This window comes from Gimesia benthica (genome assembly GCF_009720525.1).
GTDB lineage: Bacteria > Planctomycetota > Planctomycetia > Planctomycetales > Planctomycetaceae > Gimesia > Gimesia benthica.
The window spans coordinates 7,065,577-7,080,505 of the sequence record NZ_CP043930.1 but is presented as its reverse complement, the minus strand read 5'-3'; the positions used below and the strand labels follow the sequence as shown (position 1 = coordinate 7,080,505).

Here is a 14,929-nt window from a genome sequence, read left to right as displayed (position 1 = left end):
ATTCATGGACAGGGATGCCCTACGGTTTTTAGTGACTATGTCCCTTATGGTTGGTGTGAGCTCCCTGTTTTTCCTTGTCGAACGAAATCAAGTTGACTCGATCCGCACACTTGAGCATTGTGGCTCCGAAATAGGGATTTCTGATCTGGTCATTATTCTGGAGCCAAATCGCTCCACGCCCCTTGAATGCCATCGGACAATGCAGTTCGTAGAGAGGCCGATTATTTCCTACTTCAAACGTCTTTATAACGACCAAGATTTCTTCTGAAAGTAAAGTGAACGCTTCTCTCATCGATTTAATGTCTTTAGCCTCGATGACTTGATCTGTAATCTTGCTGAGATTGCCAAATTCTTTCTGCCAAACTGTTAATGCTTTCTCATTCAGATGCGATGTTTGGATCGTACCGAGTACCTGACGCAACTTAGGACCTGTTGCCAATGCAAGTTTTTCGTTATCCGATGCCAGGGAATTCGCTAGTGCAAAGTAAGTGTCTAACAATGGCAACAATTGATTCTGAAACTCGATAGGCACGTCGATCTTGATGATCGCTTGCTGATGGTTGCTGTGGGTCAGACCAAATTGCTCGCGAGCTCGCTGAATGTGTCGTTTTAGTTGAAGATAAATCCGATCAGAATCTTGCAACGACGCGACATCACGTCCTTCAACTACGTCATTTGATAGTAACATTGAAAATTCACGCCAAAGCATTTCTACATGGCCTGTCAGTTGTTTTTTGTTGACTTGACTCAACTTCACTCCCAACTGATCAAAGGCTGCACGGATTTTTGCCAAATCGGCTTCTTCAACAGCCGTTGTGACACTATTGAACGCATTTAATACTGCGTCAAGTTGTGAACGGAACTGGGAAGGCAACGTCATTTGCTGGCCTGCTGTTTCACCCTGCTGCGTTTTTTTCTCGCTCTTTGCGCCACCATGATCATGTCCGCCGCCGCCACCGCCGCCACCTCCTTCGGGTGTCATCATTGACGGCTTGGCGGAAATTTGCAGAGCGCTGTCTAGCTTAAAGTTACCGTTGGTGACGACAAGGTCTCCTTCCTTTAGTCCGTTTCTTACAAGGTAGTACGCACCTGCACGCGGGCCTAACACAATTTCACGGCCTTCAAATGTAGGTTCTTTCGCAGTAGGAATTTCAACATATACAATTGCTCGTGTACCAGTGAGGAGTGCAGCCGATACTGGAATGACAAGTGGTTTCGGTTTGTTTTCAGGATTGCCCATAACGTCACCTAATGTCTCGGCCCGAACTAATGGCATGCCACAGATATCGCAGTTTCCAGGTTCGTCCTTGACAATTTCAGGATGCATAGGACTAATCCACTTACCCGTAAGATCTTCATCTATCACGCGTCCTCCCGAAGCGAGTTGTGAACGTACTACGGCACGTACAAACATTTCTGGTTTGAGCTTGCCATCCTTGTTAGGCACATTGACTCGTACTTTGACGGTTCGGGTATCCTTGTTTAATACAGGGTCAATAAACGCAATGCGGCCCGTAAAAGTCTCGCCTGGGTATGCTTCAGTTGTGAATTCCACTTTTTGCCCGTAGTGGAGCCAAACCAAATCAGATTCATAGGCATCGAGTTTAACCCACACCTGATTCAAGTCAGCAACAGTATAGATTCGATCTCCAGTGCGCACGCGGTCTCCTTCTTGCCGCAGCTTTTCGATTATGACGCCGCCAATCGGCGAGAAAATGGTGATATGATCAGTCGGGGCACCACGCTGTTCAATGTCTTTGATCTGTGAAGCTGACAAGCCAAGAAGCCGTAGTTTTTCACGTGCGGATGCGACAAGATCAATTGGTTGTACGAGTTTTGTGGAAGAGGAAGTGCGATCACGTTGGTATTTTAATGCCTGAATTAACTCCTCTTGAGCAGCATATAACTCTTCGCTATAAATGTAGACTAGATGATCACCTTTCTTGACTTCGATACCAGTAAAATCGACATACAGCCGGTCGAGGCGGCCGGAAACCCATGCCGTGATATATGAGAGTTTTGTTTCGTCATATTCGACTTTTCCGACCATACGTATTTCTGCTGTAACATAACGTCGCTCGACAGGTGTAGTCTCGATTCTCATCAACTTCCGCGCAGTGGGGCTGATTTTAATCGTCCGTATGCCGCCTGCTGATGTCGTGACAGGCACCAATTCCATACCGCAGATAGGACACTTACCTGGACCATCACGGCGAATCTGGGGGTGCATCGAACATGTCCAGATTTGAGACACATTTTTGTGCTCTGTATGAGTCTCACTGGATTTGGCTGAATTGACCGTCGATGAACTATCTTTCATTGACCATGCAATGCTGAAGCCGATTATTAGTAGAACGGCTGCCTGCCCTATCCATAACTTGCCAGTATGTTTGCCATAGATGCGACTCCACCAATTTCCTTGAAATGAATCATTCATAATCGGCCTTTATTCATCATGACAAACGGGTATTTTCTGTTCAAACATAGTATAGCCAATAAGATATAGGCTTTCTTTCGCTTGAGATTTGACCATCGAAACTTATACATTCACAAGTCTGTTTGTGTTTCTCTTTGTTTGTCTTTTAAGAAATATACGAATTTGATTCATCAATTCAGAACGGGCTGTTTTTTCTCATTCAACCATGAAATGATTTCGTTGACTTCAGCAACGTCCTGTACCCCAATCAATGTGATGTGACGCGACCCTTGTTTCCAACTGGCAGCGATTTGTTTATCTAATTCAACCAGACAGCATTGCTTATCTTTACAATAGACTGAAATATTGGGCCTGTCCCCGAACCATTCTTTAGTTTCTTTATCGTCATGCTCAAAAATAGCCAATTTGCTGCCATCGTTTCGTTTACAGATAGATTGTACACAAGTGCAACACGGCATCTTGATGACATGAGTTGATTCAAGGGTATATTCGGCGGGCAGACCGTTGGCAACGGATGGCCGGTAGCCTACTTGCTCGACCGCTCGATTAGGGTCAATGAGCTTGTTCTCGTACTTCTCAAGTAGAATCTGTTGAGCCACATCAGGATCGCGGACAAATTCGTCAAGATAATGACCGAACTCTACTGTGAAATGATCATGATTACCATGAGTAAACCATGACTGATAAGTGAACCAGCTGATTCCAACAGCAGTGAGGATTGTTGCTGCCAAAACAAACAACTTAGGAACCGAGAACGAAAGCCGATGATCATTATGAACTGGTTTGAGAATGGGATTTTCGCAGATAGACTGCTCGTCTAATTTCTGATTGATTTGACTCCAAATTTGTTGAGTTGGCACAGGCTCGCTGAGAACGCTGGCCATTCGCGAGAGTTTTTCGAACCCAGTAAGTTCTCCTGCACATTTTGTGCAAGTGCCGATGTGTGCCGACACGCGGTCCCTTTGGTCATCTGCTAACTCGCCATCATAGTAGGCGGAAAGTAATTCTTGAACTTCGGAACAATTCATGTTACGGCTCCCAACCCAGATCAGCAAGTTGCTGCTGTAATTCGCGTCGTGCGCGATTCAGCCGTGATCCAACGGTTCCTTCTGGAATTTCCATGACTTCAGCGATTTCGCGATATGACAGACCTTGAACTTCACGGAGTACGAAGATTGAAAGTAACTCTGGCTCGATTCTTGACAGAGCTACTTCCAATAGTTCCTTATGATCTATACGTTCAAATTCGGGATTATGTTGGCTCATCGGTTCGTGTGAGAGATTTTGAAAATTCCAACGACGTCCTTTTCTAAGGTGTTGAAGTCCTTCATTTATGGCAAGTCGATAAAGCCAAGTTTCGAACTTCGATTGAGATTCAAACTGGTCAATCTTACGAAATAATTGTAGAAAAACTTGTTGAGTTACATCTCCCGCATCTTGTAATCCAACGGTGCGAACCATGAGCCGGTAAACTTGCCGATGACACAACTCGTAGAGGCACTGTTGTGCACTACGTTTTTTTGAACGACATCTTTCTAATAGGCCAGCGTCAATTTCAGTCGCATCGCTAACATACTTCGATGTTGTTGTGTTTTTAGATGCCACGGCAAGTAAGTTTCTTCATGGGATTTCAAAAAATGAGCATGAAACAAAAGGTTGCATCTTTGACTTACCCTGATTCTAAGCAAATTCACGATAATGCCTGATCATTAATGATGAGATGTATTTTCTCTAGAGCAGCGTAGCATACCATTTGGCTCAGAACAACTACGAGTATTGATGTACTGTTTCATATTATTCGTCAAATTAATATGAGGCTAAGGAGACTTCCGATCTTTGCTGATAAGTCAGGTCCGTTGATCTGACAGAAATTCCATTCGTAAATCATCTCGAAAAAGAATTTCATTTTCATGAAGAAACTGTAGTGATTGTGCATCTAAAACAAGGTGCTGCAAAGTCGTTATGTGGACATGGTGGTTTTTGTTTCTTAGATATACGAGGATTTTGATGAAATACATGGTTCCTTTTAGTCTCTTGTCAGTCATATTTATTTCAATTTTCCTATTTGGTTGTGGTTCTGATCGTACTCAACCAACTGACTCAAGCTCTCCTTCTACAAGCGATGGCCACGTCGACCACAGCCACCAGGGTATGAACGGACAAACTGACATGGAAAAAATGAACGTCGCACTTTCGAAATTGTCTACTGAAGACGCAGCTTCAGCAGAGAAACAGCATGTTTGTCCTGTCTCAGGTAAGATGCTCGGTGTGATGGGACCACCTCAAAAAGTCGATGCTAACGGTCAGCCAGTATGGATTTGCTGCGATGGCTGCAAAGGTAAGCTGCTCAGCAATCTCGATGAATATCTCGCTAAGTTGAAAAAAGAGTAGCCGAGACATAAGTACTATTTTAATCACCCCTATAGCGCGGCTGCGCTTGTAAGATTCAGCAAGAATGACCGACGAGGGGGAGGTATTGTGAAACATTTTGTCCACATGCTGATAGGCTGTGTGCTGCCGTTCTTGCTGATTTTAATTCTAACTTTGTTCGGCGTCGGCGAAGGTGTGACGATGTTTGTCTTTGTTGTTCTTATGTTCTCGTGCCATTTATTCATGATGCGCGGACACCGGCACGGTGAAGATGGACACCTCAAGCAGCAAGACTGAGCGGGAGAAAATCATGCGTTGGGAAATGATAGTGGGTGCGCTGGAAATCTTTATTCTGGGCTGGTTGTTCGGGGCCACCACCGTGTTCTACAACGTTAGTGTGAGCGAAGCCCGCTATCAAACTGCTACCCATCTTGCATTGGCTATGGAAGGAGCAGGCAATGGTGGAGAAATTGCAATCGACAGGGAGGGCGAACCTTTAATTCAAAGGGAGCTTGGCTGCGTTTATGTATTCCGCACACTAAATCAACTCAGCGTGATCTCATGAGCGGCTGTTCTTCACTACTGCGAACTATTGTTACAATACTCGGTACCGACTCGCAGTGCGAACACACCGACAGCCTGCAGGCCATGCTGCACGGTCATGTGGCCGGCTTTGGAAATCTACCGGATTCCCAAAGTGCCACGAAGAACCGGAGAAATTGGAGATCGAAAATTTCTCGACTGACAGATCAGATATGGGGAACCAGTGACTCCGCATATCTGAATTCCGTACTGTCCACGCTTGACGAAACTCAATCAAAAATTGTCATCGGCTACTGGGGAACACTGCCACTGCCTGATTTGCTGGCGATAAAAAAGGCCCGTCCAGATGTCAAAGTGGTATTACTGCTGCTGTGTTACCCTCTGGCCTTGTCACATGGTGGAATTCTCCGGCAGGACTTTTATCTGCGAAGGGCCGCCCGATTTCTGGATGGAATCGTGTTTCCGTCGGACCTGACCGAGGGGTATGTGCGTGGCCGAGTCTTTCGCACCGGCTTTCCACCATCGGTCGTCATCCCTCCCTGCTGGCCTCGAAGCTTTCAGGCGACTTGCGAACTGCGTCGCACGGCGGCGAGTCCGAGTTTGATTTTCGTCGGGCGAACAGACATGAGCAGTCCCACAGCCACTACGGCCGACGACGTGCGTCCGTTAATGAACAGCATCCTCGGTACGGGCATTGATTTACACCATGCCCGGTCGCCCGAGACGGATGATGGTCACCCGCATCGCCGCCATTTCTCACCACTTCCGATGCGAGAATTGATCGACAAAATTGGTGAATTTGATGCGAGTCTGATCGCGTATAACACTCAGGGATGTGCACGCGACGACCGTTTCTACCTGACAATTCCCGACCGATTAATCACCAGCGTGGCTGCGGGGGTTCCCGTGGCAATTCCGAGGCAGGGTTATGGTGCCATCAAGAGCTACCTGAGGGATTACCCCCTGTTAGAGTTCGACACGGCAGACGAACTCGCACAGACGCTTGCTGACCGTTCGCTGGTTGCGAAATTGCGCGAAGCGGCGTGGAATTCGCGATCAAATTACGATGCGGCACTCTACAGTCCGGCGCTCGCTCAGTTCCTGAATCGGTTACTTTAATAGCAACGACCAATTATCAGGTGTCCGGTCGAATTAAGATGCGAGTAGAAGGGCTCTGGGGCATCGGAATTTGTGTCGGTTCGCGTTCCAGGTTCGCTGGTTTCCGGTCACCGCTTGTGCGGCGTTTGATGTAGCGGTATCGTCATCCCCTGCAGCCAAGCCTGTTTTAGTTGTCTCTTGTATAAGTCGCTGCTCGAATTGATCGAGAGCAGAGAAGACGTGAAAGATCAGTTCTCCTGAAGGTGTTGTTGTATCGATGATACCGACAATAATCGAACGAAATCCGATTTCTCGTTCCTTCAGCTCTTCGATCATAGTTGCGAGATAACGTAGTGGTCGTCTCAGACAGCCTAGCTTCCAAACAAGGAGAGTATTTCCACTTCGCAAATTTACTTGTCAAAGCAATAAAAACGGTCGATCAGTTTTAGTGCCCGAGAGTTTGTCACAGAAGATGTGCTCCTGTTTGACCCCATGTTCCAGTTGATTTCTACCGTCTAAATTGAAAGCCAACTTCAAAGAGAGAAATAGTATGCAAACTAGACCAGAAATCATCTTGATCAGAGCTAATTTGACTTTATGTCCCCGAGACCTAGACTTCACCAACGACTGTCTAAGGAATAATTGCACTTTTCATTTCCAGAAACGAGCTGAAATAACATGGGCTACTCTATCACCCAGGCCAAACCGAGTGACGATCAGAAAGAACTGATTTCCTTGATCAATCGGAATTTTCAGAAAAACGACCCCCAGTGGTTTAACTGGTCTCAACGGCAGAATCCATTTGGTGAAAACCTCTGCTGGCTGGCCCGGGAAGAATCAGTCGGTAAACTTATTGGTTCTACTGGCCTGTTGCGAAGGCGCATGAACTATGGCGGCCAGTCCTTTGTAGTCGGTCAGGCTGAAGCAATCAACATCGATGAAGCACACACATCGGCTCAGGCAGCGCTCAAACTGCAACGCGCCTTAATCTCTCACCTGCCCGAAACGGACTTTCACTTTGTGTATGGCATGACGGAAACTGCGGCGGCGGTCTTTAAACGATGTCGCTACAAACAAATCGGCACCTTCCAGCATTGGGTCAAACCGCTGCGCAGTGAATACAAGCTTAAGAATAAAATCTCGAACAGATTTGTCAGAAAAGGAGCGACAGTACTCATTGATCTGGCACTTAATCTCTACTCTCTCGAATCCAGAACATTCAAGTCGCATCGTCTTAAAGTAAATAATGACGCACCGATTGATGAACGGTTTCATCGACTTTTTGAAAAGCATGCTCACAATCTTATCATGGTCGAGCGCACGCGCGAATTTCTGGAATGGCGTTTTTGTCATGAGCCGTCGACTCGCTTCCAGATCATGACTTTGGAGAACCGTGAGCAGGAGCTACTGGGCTATCTGGTTTATGTGATTGGGGAAACCGGCCGAAATGGTGACCATGCAGCGGGAATTCAGGACTTTTTCTATCGCGACCAGAAATCATTCCAACAGTTACTGGTGGCTTTCATCCAGCACTGCCGTCAGATCAGAATGGAAACGATCGTCATGAATTATTTTGGTCGAAAAGAAATCGCAAACATGCTTTCGCGATTCGGGTTCTTTCAACGTAAGTCGTCGACCCAGGTCTTTGTGCATGACAATCCCCAGTTTAAAGACTTTCAAATGGAAGTCCTGCACGACTCCAATTGCTGGCACCTGACAAACGCCGAACTGCTGTAACTGTCTCAGAAAATAAACGGTCTATCAACGGGTAACCGAGACCATGCCACTGATACCACATCAGTTTTATCGGTAGCTCGAGGTGTGGCTATCCAGAGCAGCCAGCACGATCGTTATATCATCGTGCTGCACCAGCGACCGCGCCTTCTCTGCGGGGAATGCTTCATAAAATGCCCCCTTGGTGTGCGTGTTCAAATTGTCGCAGATGACGACACTTTTCTGGTAGAACGGTAGCGCGTTGTCAGCAGCCGTTCCATTTCAATCGCCCAGTCGGCTTTGGTCCTGTGATCGCGGACACGGACTTCACGCCAACCCGACAGAGGTTCCGTAAACAGGAATACGCTGGCGGTTCCACACCGCTCATATTCATAGTCGACTCGACGTGCCTGTTTTCTGGTTGCCGGTATGGGCTGGCGAACTTCTTTGCGAAGCTGAACGGGTTGCTCATCCATGCACAGCACGGGATATTCACTGTTGTAAAGGGCTTCATAGGTGTCTAGAACCTCTTCCATCGACGCAATAAATTCGGCGTCGGCTTCTGGTGAAATCACCCAGTACTGAATTTTGCGCTGTGTTATACCGTTTTTTTAAGCGTTTGACGAATTGTTTCGTGACTGATCGATTCGACCAGTCCCAGTTCCACTACCCGTTCTGCCAGCAGCCGAAGCGACCAGTTTACATATCCTTTTGACGGTTTCCCCAGACGCATGGCAATCACCCGCGCTTCCTGTTTGCCGACAAGAACTTTCTGTCTCGGTGGTGACTCCCGAGTCTTGCCATTTAAGGCAATCTCAAATCCATCGACGACGAGCCGTTTGCGGAGATTTTCAATGGTCTGAACGCGACATGAAAACGCTTCAGCAATCTTCTTGTCTGTCCAGTTTGGTCCCCGCACATCTGCCTTCAGCAGAATTTCTGCGCGTCTTACTTTCTGAGGCGAACCTTTCAGTCGCTTGCGGACATCCGTAAGTTCCGGATGAAATTCGAAACAATAGATGACCATTGTCACGGGATGCAAAATCAAAATTCCCAGAATAACACCGCTCAGTGTATGAACCGGCACGATACACTTCAGCCGATCATGATGCCGTTCTGTTAATTTTCCTTGGTTGTCAGGTTTCTCATTATGCGATAGCGCTTCTTCTCTTCGAGCGGTTATCTCGGTAACCATTTTGGTTGATGGATCTCGGTCGAATGTATGATTCATTTGATTTTGCCTTCCTTGCCGATAAACCATTACGATGCTAATGGTGTTTGTACCAGCCAGCCCCAAGGATGTCGTTCCAAGATGTTGTCTGGTGGCACTGGAAACATTGATCAACACGAGCGTGTGGCCGACCAGCAACGCGGGCTGAAATCATTTTGAAGTGCATCATGTAGTGACTGGGCGGTGCCTGGTGACATTGCGCGCAGTCCATTGAATTGGGGGATGGGTGTCGGAATTCGGCAATCATCCACTTGTCCGTAGCGTGGCATTGAGCACAGTCTTGGCCGAAGAGTTGGAAATGGCGGTCATCGTTTGAGTGGCAGGTGGCACAATTGAGGGCCACTTCGTCTGGCGTTATGTTGGCGTGCGGTGGCACCCATAACTTCGACCAAGTCAGCAATTTGTTGTTTACATCATCATCCTTCAATTGGCGCATACCTATCTTGGCCAGCATCACGTGGTCCATACTTGTCGCACGTTTTCCTCGGCCTTGATGTTCCAAGTGGCACTCTTTGCAGCTACTGATACTGCCATGGAACGACGTCGGTTGCCGTTGCAAAAGAGACTCGTTGTTGGCATGGCAGACGATGCATTTCGACGTCTCGATGCCGGTGACCGATGTGTGGCATGCGGCGCAATTGTTTTCCAAATGCGCATGAGCGGCCGACAATTGGCCGGGTTCGGCCAAGCGTTGCCAGGTTGCGGGTTGTTTCAGCGCAGATTCGCTCGACGTCATGATCCACAGAACGACGAACAAAATGCTTGCAACAATGTAGATCCATTTGCTTTTCATGTGTCATTTCAGCCCTGCTTTTTCTTCTGTCGCTCACGTACGAGTCTGATTTCCACTTTCAGGCGATCTGACTGACTGCTCAGAATATCTGCCGCGGAACCATTCCCGGATTTATGTTTCGCCTCGGCAAGTTTCTCCAACTCACTCGCCAACTTAATAGATCTCTCCAGCAGCTTGATCCGCTCTTCATGACTAGTGGCGAGTTCGAGTTTCACCAGCAGAAGTTGCTGACGCGCCTGTACAACAGACTCTATACCAGTTTCTCCGTTGCGATAAGCTTCTGTTTGTACTCTTACAAGTTGCGAAAGTACGAGTTGACGCTTCTGCAAAAGTTCAACGATGGACTCCGCGGTTACAGCCGTCGGTTCTTTACCGAATGAACCAGCGGACCCCACGGTCAGAATCGTCGCAATAAAGAAGCCGGTCACAAATTGATTAAGTCGAAGTGTCGTGTTCATGGTTTTTCTCCTGGGACATGTCAGTTAAAGATGATGCTTACCTAAACCACCTCAGACCAAAATAGATCGCGAAGTACACGTGTAGAGCCAACAGTCCGTACAAAATGAACGAGATTATGATGTGCAACTTGAGCCACTTTCCAAACCACTTTTTAAAATTCTCATGGGTTGCAATGGCGTACTCGACATCGGCAATGGCCTCGGCCAAGCGAACCATTTCGCGAGGGGACGAAGCAAAGGCATCATTTGTTTGCGGCAAGGATTTCTCTGTAAGGAAGAATCTCGCAGCCTGTCTGGAAAAGAAGCCAGTGAAGTTACGGACTATGTGGGTTTCCTGAGGACGATTCGCCAGTTCTTTCTTAGTGTGATCATAAATTATTTCCAATTTACCAAGCTGGGCATTCTTCTCGCGGATTTCTGTAGAGATCTGGTTCATCAGGTATCGTCCCACAAAGCCGCTGACCACAACCAGCAACGTCATCGCTGTCAGAGCGATACCAAGTGGGCTTTCGTACTTGTGGCCGCTATGGATCACTACCAGGATTGGTCCAGTGACTCCCGCATAAATGTGCCACGCCAGCAGTGTCCGCATGGAGACGTACTTTGTCACAACTTTCTTGAGTCGTTTTACGCGTTTGACGATCATATAAGCAAGTGGCACGAGCATCAGCAGCGCACCAGTCACACCGAACATTCCGCCCCATAAACTGCCTGCGAACCGTGGTGATTCGTGAAACGGGAAACCTAGCCAGGTGATGAGCATCAACACCACCAAACCAGTCACTACGATTTTTTCACGCTCTTTCATCTTCTTACGCTTCTACACTTACATTGCCGGATGATTTTGCTTGACAGGCAAGAATCATTCCTGTCTCTTTGTCTTCCGGTTCCAAGCCATCTTCAACTTCCATGGAAACTTTTCCTGACAGGAGTTTGACTACGCACACCCCACACGAGCCAACCCGGCAGGAATAGTCGATGTCAACGTCCACCCGCTCGGAAGCCTCCAAAACGGTCTCGTCCACCTGAAATTGTGTTGACTTGGCTGACTTACTGAAGGTCACCGTTCCGCCAGTCTCAGCAATGTCCGTCCCAGCCGCCTTCGCTCGTTCTTTGGCTCGTACTTGTGGTTTCTGTTCGCCTCCAAAATTCTCGGTGTGTATGCTCTCCATAGGCACTTTGAGTTTGAGCAGCATTTTCTTGGCTGCATCCATCATCGCAACCGGACCACAGATGTGAATCCGTCTGGAAGCAATTTCTGGCACCCACTCAGCTAATAAGTCTCGCGATAGCCTACCCTTCCGATAGCCATCCCTTTCCTCTTCGATGCGACTCATCGCAACGAAAACATGCAAATTCTCATGTTGCTCCTGAAGCCGCTTAAGTTCGGACTCGAAGATGAAATGCTCAGGGTCATGACAGGCCACGATAAAGTAGATGTCACCATTCCAGACCATGTCCGTCAGAGCGCGGGTGACACTCATCATCGGCGTGATCCCCACGCCACCAGCTATCAACACAATGCTGTCTGCCTCTTTGCCTGTGAATATGAATTTGCCACTAGGGGCCTGCACTTCGATTGTGTCGCCAACTTTTAATTCGTCGTGAAGATATCGAGAGCCCGCGCCATATTCTTCCCGCTTGACTGAGATCTCACAGTAGTATCCCTGGGTTGGCGATGAAGAGATCGTGTAACTTCGCCTGATCGGTTTTTCGCCGACCGGCAACGTGAGCGTGAGAAACTGACCTGGCAAATAATTAAAAGGGATGCCGCTCCCATGGCAGGCGACCAGCCGAAAAGTTTTTACGTCGGGTGTTTCCTGGTTGATGCGGGCCACCCGCAACCGGCATAGCTTCTTCTTACGAATCGGCAGGAGACCTGCTGAGATATCTGGCCGATCAGTTAATTCCTCGTCACTGGGGCAAGTCTCTTCCGAATCATTGCAACAATCGGCAACGGTTGCCGACTTATTGGAATCCTTCGAGGTTGCAGGATGCTCAGGTTCAGTCAGTGAATCTGATGGCAGACTGGTCGAGGGAGAAACCTTCGTCGTACTGGCACCTTCGTTAGCCGACTCGTCTGTGATAAGTTTATCAAGCAGCGCCGATGCACGACGCATCTTAAAGAAGTACATGGCAATCATAGCGGCAGCGAAGACACTCAGTAAAACCATCACTCCTGTGTGAAAGGGCGTCATGCCCCAGAGCCGCACTCCCGTCGGTTTCGCACCTGCAGGTGGCAGCAGGTGCATCTCGCGCTTAAACCATTGTAAAGCGACGTTGCGGGGAGCTTTACCCTCGTCGATTGCACGGTGAGCAGCCAAACCACTTTCAAATTGCGCTAAACCCTCTCGCATCTTGGCCGTGGCCACTTGCATCGCAGCGAAATCGTCGGTAGGTACGGTGTTGGTCAGTTCGTCAAGCCCAGTGGCTAGCAGTTTCGCGCCTTCCATCATCCGCTGGTGGGCTTCCTGTACGATCACAGCCCGCTCTTCCATGGGTAGGTCGGGCAGGTCCATCAGCTTGGGGTACAGTTCTTTGGGCTTGGGCGCGCCCATTCTCTCCATCATGACATCCATGCCGCTATCCTTCCCGCCTCCCATCATTCCGCCCATGCCACCACCTTTGCCGCCCCCCATCATGCCAGGGTTTTTGCCCGCCGGTCCTGCGTTACCTGTTCCAGCCTGTCCCGGGTGATGTTTTTTGTGCTCTTCGGGAGACACCTGCCCATAGGTGAGCGACGTTACCATGAACGCAAGGCCGAGCACAGCAAGGAACGGTACACTGGTCCAAGGGATTGCCCTAAAGTTCAGAATCAAGTCTTTACGCATGCTGTCTCCAGTCACTCTCACATCAGCTTTCATTGCGGCGATTAACTTACGCTGGTCTCGCTCTCATTTTTAATTTGAGACGATGCCGTTCGAGAAATATTGGTGGGTGCCTTGTGACTCAATCGCTTCGCTGATTCGGTTCAATCCATGAGCATAGGCTGCCGTTCGCATATTGATTGCGAGATTTGTCATCAGTTCGTATATCGCGTTGAACTCCCGAGCCATAATGCGCTGCAAGCGATCTTGTACTTCATCTTGCGTCCAATAATATCCCGCACGGTTCTGAGCCCACTCAAAGTAGCTTACTGTAACGCCCCCCGCATTAGCCAGAATATCCGGAACCACGAACGTGTTTCGTTTGTCCAAAATTTCTTCAGCAGCGCTTGTTGTGGGGCCATTGGCGACCTCGACAATCATTGGCGCCTTGATTCGGCTGGCGTTGTCAGCGGTTAATTGATTCTCCAGCGCGGCGGGAATCAGAATATCCACGCCCAATTCCAGCAGATCGGCATTGCTGATTGATTCACCCGTAGCTGGGTCATTTGTGGTACATTTGCACTTGGACTCAGCGTCTCCACAAACGGGACAATCACATACTGATCTTTCACTATAGACGCCACCAATCATCTGGCCTTCTTGTTTCAACTTGATGGCCCTTGGAATATCAAGTCCTTCGGCTCGATAGATACCACCTCGCGAATCACTGATGGCGACGATACGGTAACCGTCAGCATGTAGCAGTCGTGAGACGTGTTGTCCCGCATTTCCGAATCCCTGAACGGCAACACGAATGTCGGTTGGTTGCCAATCCTTCAGCTTCTCCAATTCCTTAATACAATAGTATGCTCCACGGCCCGTCGCGTCGTCACGCCCTAGACTACCGCCCAAAGGAATTGGTTTGCCGGTGATCACAGCCGGTATACGTTGGCGATGAATTTTTGAATATTCATCCATCATCCAACCCATAATCATGGCGTTTGTATACACGTCCGGGGCCGGAATGTCAGTTTCTGGCCCAACGAAGTCTGCGACTTGTCCGATAAATCCGCGGCTCAGCCGTTCCAACTCCATCCGTGAAAGTTGTTTTGGGTCAACAATCACGCCACCCTTTCCGCCTCCAAATGGGATGCCCACCACGGCACACTTGCAGGTCATCCAGAAGGCCAGCGCCTTTACTTCATCCAGAGACACGCCTGGGTGAAAGCGGATGCCACCTTTTGTCGGTCCACGTGTGTCGTCGTGTCGGACACGAAATCCTTGAAAAATCCGTAGCGAGCCATCATCCATGCGAACCGGTATTGAGACCTGCAGCACAGCCTTGGGGTGCCGCAGTCGCTCGATTGCCTCTTTATCAATTTTTGTGAATTCAGCTGCCTGATCAAGTCGACCAATGGCGTCCTCAAAAATTCCGTTAACTTCCTGTTTGGCCATCGTTACTACCTCTTGAAATCATGT

At 48.5% G+C, this 14,929-nt stretch carries 16 protein-coding genes; 5 read left to right on the top strand and 11 right to left on the bottom strand.

What is annotated here, in order from left to right; translation table 11 throughout:
* Window positions 1-28: 28 nt before the first annotated feature.
* The 3 genes from F1728_RS27720 to F1728_RS27710 form a co-directional block, all read right to left on the bottom strand.
* Complete coding sequence (locus F1728_RS27720; protein WP_145187135.1) at window positions 29-2,437, bottom strand: efflux RND transporter periplasmic adaptor subunit; 2,409 nt, start codon at window positions 2,435-2,437, stop codon at window positions 29-31.
* A 170-nt stretch (window positions 2,438-2,607) separates the two neighbouring features.
* A complete protein-coding gene (locus F1728_RS27715) occupies window positions 2,608-3,465 on the bottom strand; it encodes a zf-HC2 domain-containing protein (protein WP_145187138.1) in 858 nt (285 codons plus the stop codon).
* A gap of 1 nt (window position 3,466) precedes the next feature.
* Window positions 3,467-4,042 carry an RNA polymerase sigma factor gene (locus tag F1728_RS27710; protein WP_197996664.1) on the bottom strand — a complete coding sequence of 192 codons (576 nt, stop codon included), beginning with the start codon at window positions 4,040-4,042 and terminating at the stop codon, window positions 3,467-3,469.
* Window positions 4,043-4,444: 402 nt separating this feature from the next.
* Between F1728_RS27710 and F1728_RS27705 the strand changes: the two genes are divergently transcribed.
* The 4 genes from F1728_RS27705 (at window position 4,445) to F1728_RS27690 (ending at window position 6,469) form a co-directional block, all read left to right on the top strand.
* The gene (locus F1728_RS27705; protein WP_145187140.1) at window positions 4,445-4,828 is read left to right on the top strand and encodes a hypothetical protein; all 384 of its coding nucleotides are present in this window, start codon (window positions 4,445-4,447) and stop codon (window positions 4,826-4,828) included.
* A gap of 87 nt (window positions 4,829-4,915) precedes the next feature.
* Window positions 4,916-5,104 carry a hypothetical protein gene (locus tag F1728_RS27700; RefSeq protein ID WP_145187143.1) on the top strand — a complete coding sequence of 63 codons (189 nt, stop codon included), beginning with the start codon at window positions 4,916-4,918 and terminating at the stop codon, window positions 5,102-5,104.
* A 13-nt stretch (window positions 5,105-5,117) separates the two neighbouring features.
* Window positions 5,118-5,372 (top strand): hypothetical protein, encoded by a 255-nt coding sequence (locus F1728_RS27695; RefSeq protein WP_145187146.1) that lies wholly within the window; start codon window positions 5,118-5,120, stop codon window positions 5,370-5,372.
* Window positions 5,369-6,469 carry a hypothetical protein gene (locus F1728_RS27690; protein WP_145187149.1) on the top strand — a complete coding sequence of 367 codons (1,101 nt, stop codon included), beginning with the start codon at window positions 5,369-5,371 and terminating at the stop codon, window positions 6,467-6,469. The genes F1728_RS27695 and F1728_RS27690 overlap by 4 nt, the downstream gene beginning before the upstream one ends.
* A 33-nt stretch (window positions 6,470-6,502) precedes the next feature.
* On the opposite strand, the gene F1728_RS32785 is transcribed toward F1728_RS27690, so the two are convergent.
* Entirely contained in the window at window positions 6,503-6,856 is a 354-nt protein-coding gene (locus F1728_RS32785; protein WP_145187152.1) for a recombinase family protein, read from the bottom strand.
* Between the two features lie 270 nt (window positions 6,857-7,126).
* Between F1728_RS32785 and F1728_RS27680 the strand changes: the two genes are divergently transcribed.
* Window positions 7,127-8,185: a GNAT family N-acetyltransferase gene (locus tag F1728_RS27680; protein WP_155366738.1), complete on the top strand. Its 1,059-nt coding sequence runs from the start codon at window positions 7,127-7,129 to the stop codon at window positions 8,183-8,185.
* A 191-nt stretch (window positions 8,186-8,376) separates the two neighbouring features.
* Here F1728_RS27680 and F1728_RS27675 read toward each other — a convergent pair whose 3' ends face one another.
* From F1728_RS27675 to F1728_RS27645, 7 genes are all read right to left on the bottom strand, one after another.
* Window positions 8,377-8,736 carry a hypothetical protein gene (locus tag F1728_RS27675; RefSeq protein WP_145187158.1) on the bottom strand — a complete coding sequence of 120 codons (360 nt, stop codon included), beginning with the start codon at window positions 8,734-8,736 and terminating at the stop codon, window positions 8,377-8,379.
* 23 nt (window positions 8,737-8,759) lie between these two features.
* Window positions 8,760-9,458, bottom strand: a complete 699-nt coding sequence (locus tag F1728_RS27670; protein ID WP_145187161.1) for a helix-turn-helix domain-containing protein — start codon at window positions 9,456-9,458, stop codon at window positions 8,760-8,762.
* Complete coding sequence (locus F1728_RS27665) at window positions 9,430-10,185, bottom strand: cytochrome c3 family protein (protein WP_145187164.1); 756 nt, start codon at window positions 10,183-10,185, stop codon at window positions 9,430-9,432. Before F1728_RS27665 ends, F1728_RS27670 begins: the two co-directional genes overlap by 29 nt.
* 8 nt (window positions 10,186-10,193) lie before the next feature.
* Window positions 10,194-10,643 carry a TolC family protein gene (locus F1728_RS27660; RefSeq protein ID WP_145187167.1) on the bottom strand — a complete coding sequence of 150 codons (450 nt, stop codon included), beginning with the start codon at window positions 10,641-10,643 and terminating at the stop codon, window positions 10,194-10,196.
* 37 nt (window positions 10,644-10,680) lie between these two features.
* Window positions 10,681-11,451 (bottom strand): hypothetical protein, encoded by a 771-nt coding sequence (locus tag F1728_RS27655; RefSeq protein WP_145187170.1) that lies wholly within the window; start codon window positions 11,449-11,451, stop codon window positions 10,681-10,683.
* Between the two features lie 4 nt (window positions 11,452-11,455).
* On the bottom strand, window positions 11,456-13,474 hold the full coding sequence (locus F1728_RS27650; protein ID WP_197996665.1) for a 2Fe-2S iron-sulfur cluster-binding protein: 2,019 nt from the start codon (window positions 13,472-13,474) through the stop codon (window positions 11,456-11,458).
* Window positions 13,475-13,543: 69 nt separating this feature from the next.
* The gene (locus tag F1728_RS27645; RefSeq protein WP_145187173.1) at window positions 13,544-14,905 is read right to left on the bottom strand and encodes a Glu/Leu/Phe/Val family dehydrogenase; all 1,362 of its coding nucleotides are present in this window, start codon (window positions 14,903-14,905) and stop codon (window positions 13,544-13,546) included.
* Between the last annotated feature and the right edge of the window lie 24 nt (window positions 14,906-14,929).